We start from the raw sequence: 5,014 nt of genomic DNA, 5'->3' as shown, positions 1-5,014 counted from the left end.
TCGTACGCCTTGAAGCCGGTGTACGGGCCTTCACCGAAACCCTTGATGGAGGCGTACACGATCCGAGGGTTGATCTGCCTGATCCGCTCCCAGGTGAAACCCATCCGGTCCACCGCACCCGGCGCGAAGTTCTCCACCAGCACATCCGACCGCTCGATCAACGCGGTCAGGATCTCCTTGCCCCGCTCGGTCTTGGTGTTCAGCGTGACACTGCGCTTGTTGCAGTTGAGCATCGTGAAGTACAGCGAGTCCACATCAGGCACATCCCGCAACTGCCCGCGCGTGATGTCCCCGCCCGGCGCCTCCACCTTCACCACATCCGCCCCCAGCCACGCCAGCAACTGCGTCGCCGACGGACCCGACTGCACATGCGTCATATCCAGCACACGAACGCCTTCGAGCGCCTTCGTCGTCACAGGTCACCTCACTTGTCCCTATGCCTCGAACGTCCTGGCGGCGCTGGGCACGGGCCATGTCCGGCACATTGCATACAGTCGACGGATACTGTATGAAGATTGTTATCCCGCATCCCGTGGGTGATGTCCAGGGGTCGCGCAGCACTTTTCAGTCGTGCGGCCTTTTTGAGACGGGAGCCAAATCATGGACCTGTACGAGCACCAGGCCCGAGGGCTCTTCGAAGAACACGGCATCCCGGTACCGAGGGCGGACGTCACGTCCTCGGCCGAGGAGGCGCGTGAGATCGCCCGTGGGCTCGGTGGCCGCGTCGTCGTGAAGGCGCAGGTCAAAACCGGTGGCCGGGGCAAGGCGGGCGGTGTGAGACTCGCCGCCGACCCGGCCGCCGCGGAACTCACGGCACGTCAGATCCTCGGCATGGACATCAAGGGGCACACGGTCGGCAAGGTCATGCTGGCCCAACCCGTCGACATCGAGGCCGAGTTCTACGTCGCCTACGTCCTCGACCGCGCGGCGGGCCGGTTCCTCGCCGTGGCCTCGGCGGAGGGCGGCACGGAGATCGAGGAGGTCGCCGCCCGTCGCCCGGAGGCCGTCGCACGCATTCCCATCGACCCGGCCGAGGGCGTCCACTCGGCGAAGGCGGGCGAGATCGCCGCGGCGGCCGGGCTTCCGCCGCAGACCGTCGACGTCCTCGAACGGCTGTGGGAGGTGCTGGTCCGGGAGGACGCCGTCCTCGTTGAGGTAAACCCGCTCGTCCGTACGAACAAAGGCCAGATTCTCGCTCTCGACGGCAAGGTCACTCTTGACGACAATGCCCGCTTCCGGCAGAACCGCTGGGATACCGAGGGCGCGGTGCACGACGACCCGCTGGAGGCGGCGGCCGCCGCGAAGGGCCTCAACTACGTCAAGCTCGACGGCGAGGTCGGCATCATCGGCAACGGCGCCGGCCTCGTCATGTCGACCCTCGACGTGGTCGCCGGCTGCGGTGCCCGCCCCGCCAACTTCCTCGACATCGGCGGCGGGGCATCGGCCCGGATCATGGCCGACGGGCTGTCCGTCATCCTGTCGGACCCGGACGTGAAGTCGGTGTTCGTCAACGTCTTCGGCGGCATCACCGCCTGCGACGCGGTCGCCGACGGCATCGTCCGGGCCCTGGACGAGGTGCGGTTGACCAAGCCGCTCGTCGTGCGCCTCGACGGCAACAACGCCGTCCGCGGCCGCGCCATCCTCGACGAGCGTGCCCACCCCCTGGTCCAGCAGGCCACCACCATGGACGGTGCCGCCCGCCGTGCCGCCCAACTCGCCCACACCAGCTGAAGGAGCGGTGGATGGCCGTCTTCCTCACCAAGGAGTCCAGGGTCCTCGTCCAGGGCATGACCGGCGGCGAGGGCATGAAGCACACCCGGCGCATGCTCGCGGCCGGTACGAACGTCGTCGGCGGCGTCAACCCGCGCAAGGCAGGTCGTACCGTCGACTTCGACGACCGTGCCGTACCCGTCTTCGGGTCGGTGGCCGACGGCATGCGGTCGACCGGAGCCGACGTCACCGTCGTCTTCGTACCGCCCGCCTTCGCCAAGGCGGCGGTCGTCGAGGCCGCCGACGCCGGGATCGGCCTCGTGGTCGTCATCACCGAGGGCATCCCGGTCCACGACTCCGTCGCCTTCACCGCGTACGCGAAGGAGAAGGGCACACGGATCGTCGGCCCCAACTGCCCCGGGCTGATCACACCCGGCCAGTCCAACGCCGGCATCATTCCGGCGGACATCACCAAGCCGGGCCGCATCGGCCTGGTGTCCAAGTCGGGCACGCTCACCTACCAACTCATGTACGAGCTGCGCGACATCGGCTTCTCCACCTGTGTCGGCATCGGCGGCGACCCCGTCGTCGGCACCACCCACATCGACTGCCTCGCCGCCTTCCAGGACGACCCCGACACCGAACTGATCGTCCTCATTGGGGAGATCGGCGGGGACGCCGAGGAACGGGCGGCCGCGTACATCCGCGAGCACGTCACCAAGCCGGTCGTCGGCTACATCGCCGGCTTCACCGCGCCCGTGGGCAGGACCATGGGCCACGCGGGCGCCATCGTGTCCGGATCGTCGGGCACGGCGCAGGCGAAGAAGGAAGCCCTGGAGGCGGTCGGCGTCAAGGTCGGCACCACCCCCACCGACACGGCCCGCCTCGTGCTCGCCCTGCTGGACGTCGACCGTGACACCACGGGCGCCGACCACGACACCGCCGACGCCGACCGCGACACCGCTCGCGGCTGACACGGACTGACCGCCGGGAACGAGGGAGTGTCCGCCGAAGACATGCGGCGCCTCCGCGTTCCCCCCTCCTACCCGCGACCAATGGTCGCGCGGCCACGCATGCCGCCTTCGGGCAGCTGCCCGGCCTCCCGCCCCCGACTGTGCACCGAGAGCGGAGACACCCAATGACCACCACCCTCAACTCCACCCAGCTCGTGGTGAAGTCCGGCACGTCCTGGGAAGACGCCTGGCGACGCTGCCTCGCGGTCGCGCCAGAGGCGTTTCAGGACGACCGCGTCCTCAACCTCTGGAACTCCGCCTGGCAGGCGGACGGCCGGGCACTGCCCGCCACCAGCCCCGTCGACGGCAGCCCGATCGCCGGCCCGCCGCGCCTGGACGGGGTCACCGCCCAGCAGGCGGTGCGCGCCTCGCTCGACCAGCACCGCGCCTGGCGGCACGTCCCCCTCGGCGAGCGCCGCGCCCGTGTCGCGGCCACCCTCGACGCCCTCACCCAGCACCGCGAACTCCTCGCCCTCCTGCTCGTCTGGGAGATCGGCAAGCCGTGGCGGCTCGCGCAGGCGGACGTCGACCGGGCCATCGACGGAGTGCGCTGGTACGTCGACGGCATCGAGCCGATGGTCGAGGGCCGGGCCCCGCTGGACGGCCCGGTGTCCAACATCGCGAGCTGGAACTACCCGATGAGCGTGCTCGTTCACGCCCTGCTGGTCCAGGCACTGGCAGGCAACGCGGTCATCGCCAAGACCCCGACCGACGGCGGTGTCGCCTGTCTGACCCTGGCCTGTGCGCTCGCCGCACGCGAGGGGATTCCCGTCACCCTCGTCAGCGGCAGCGGGGGAGAGCTGTCCGAGGCGCTGGTGCGGGCGCCCGAGATCGGCTGCGTCTCCTTCGTCGGCGGTCGCGACACCGGCGCCGCGGTGGCCACCGCCGTCGCCGACCTCGGCAAGCGCCATGTACTCGAACAGGAGGGACTCAACACCTGGGGCATCTGGAACCACTCGGACTGGGACGCGCTCACGGCGCTGATCCCCAAGCTCTTCGACTACGGCAAGCAGCGCTGCACGGCGTACCCGCGCTTCGTCGTCCAGCGGGAGCTGTTCGACGAGTTCCTGGCGGCGTACCTCCCGGCCGTGCGCACGCTGCGCGTCGGGCACCCGCTCGCGGTGGAGCACCCCGACGCCCCCTACCCGGCACTGGACTTCGGGCCGCTGATCAACGCGGCCAAGGCGAAGGACCTGCGCGACCAGGTCGCCGAGGCCATCGCCCGCGGTGCCGTCCCCGTGCACCGCGCCAGTGTGGCGGACGCCCGCTTCCTGCCCGGTCAGGACACCTCGGCATACGTCCAGCCGGTCACGCTCCTGAATCCGCCCCCGTCCTCCCCCCTGCACCACGCCGAGCCGTTCGGCCCCGTCGACACGATCGTCCTGGTCGACACCGAGGCGGAGCTGCTGGCCGCGATGAACGCCTCGAACGGCGCGCTGGTGGCCACGCTGTCCACGGACGACCGGGCGACCTTCGACCGGCTCGCGCCGCAGATCCGCGCGTTCAAGGTCGGTCACGGCAAGCCGCGTTCGCGAGGCGACCGGGAGGAGCTGTTCGGCGGGTTCGGCGCGTCCTGGCGCGGTGCCTTCGTCGGCGGTGAGCTGCTGGTGCGCGCGGTCACCCAGGGCCCGGCAGGCGAGCGCCTGCCCGGCAACTTCCCGGAGTACCAGCTGATGCCGTGACCGGCGGCCGGGCGGTGCCCACGTCAGGGCGCCGTCCGGTGACCGGCTGGACCCAGCCCACTCCACGCCCCGCGGCCTTCGCGGAGGCGGCGCCCGAGCCTGCTCTCCGCCGGACGGTGGATCGAGCGGGGGAGGCGCAATCCTCACGGCGCCCGTGGCGCCGTACACACCAAGACGGACCAGTGAGGTGGCGATCATGACGAAGGCTCTTGAGGGGATCCGTGTGCTGGATATGACGCATGTGCAGTCGGGTCCGTCGGCGACGCAGTTGCTGGCGTGGCTGGGGGCGGATGTGGTGAAGGTGGAGGCTCCGGGCGGGGACATCACGCGCGGGCAGTTGCGGGATGTGCCTGATGTGGACTCGCTGTACTTCACGATGCTCAACTGCAACAAGCGCAGTGTCACGCTGAACACCAAGACCGAGCGGGGCAAGGAGATCCTGACCGCGTTGATCGAGCGGTCGGATGTGCTGGTGGAGAACTTCGCGCCGGGTGCGGTGGACCGGATGGGTTTCACCTGGGAGCGGATCAGGCAGATCAACCCTCGGATCGTGTACGCCTCCATCAAGGGTTTCGGTGAAGGCCCGTACACCGGCTTCAAGGCGTACGA

The 5,014-nt window shown here is 69.8% G+C and carries 5 protein-coding genes; 4 read left to right on the top strand and 1 reads right to left on the bottom strand.

Annotated features, from left to right (window positions below):
* On the bottom strand, positions 1–416 hold a 416-nt coding region (locus tag CA983_RS40775; RefSeq protein ID WP_208637150.1), incomplete at its 3' end, for a CoA transferase.
* Between the two features lie 184 nt (positions 417–600).
* On the opposite strand from CA983_RS40775, the gene sucC reads away from it, so the two are divergent.
* The 4 genes from sucC to CA983_RS40755 form a co-directional block, all read left to right on the top strand.
* Positions 601–1,731 (top strand): ADP-forming succinate--CoA ligase subunit beta, encoded by a 1,131-nt coding sequence (gene sucC / locus CA983_RS40770; protein ID WP_086605713.1) that lies wholly within the window; start codon positions 601–603, stop codon positions 1,729–1,731.
* An 11-nt stretch (positions 1,732–1,742) separates the two neighbouring features.
* Positions 1,743–2,684, top strand: a complete 942-nt coding sequence (sucD, locus tag CA983_RS40765; protein WP_086605712.1) for a succinate--CoA ligase subunit alpha — start codon at positions 1,743–1,745, stop codon at positions 2,682–2,684.
* A gap of 164 nt (positions 2,685–2,848) precedes the next feature.
* Entirely contained in the window at positions 2,849–4,405 is a 1,557-nt protein-coding gene (locus CA983_RS40760; protein ID WP_086605711.1) for an aldehyde dehydrogenase family protein, read from the top strand.
* Between the two features lie 193 nt (positions 4,406–4,598).
* Positions 4,599–5,014: CoA transferase (locus CA983_RS40755; protein WP_208637151.1), on the top strand; the 416-nt coding region annotated here is incomplete at its 3' end.

The sequence above is a fragment of the Streptomyces swartbergensis genome, from assembly GCF_002148965.1.
Lineage (GTDB): Bacteria > Actinomycetota > Actinomycetes > Streptomycetales > Streptomycetaceae > Streptomyces > Streptomyces swartbergensis.
This window is presented reverse-complemented; position numbering and strand designations above follow the sequence as displayed.

What these genes read in the sequence shown, in the direction of transcription:
- sucC (WP_086605713.1), top strand. Translation starts at nt 601, where the DNA reads ATGGACCTGTACGAGCACCAGGCCCGAGGGCTCTTCGAAGAACACGGC.
- sucD (WP_086605712.1), top strand. Translation starts at nt 1,743, where the DNA reads ATGGCCGTCTTCCTCACCAAGGAGTCCAGGGTCCTCGTCCAGGGCATG.
- CA983_RS40760 (WP_086605711.1), top strand. Translation starts at nt 2,849, where the DNA reads ATGACCACCACCCTCAACTCCACCCAGCTCGTGGTGAAGTCCGGCACG.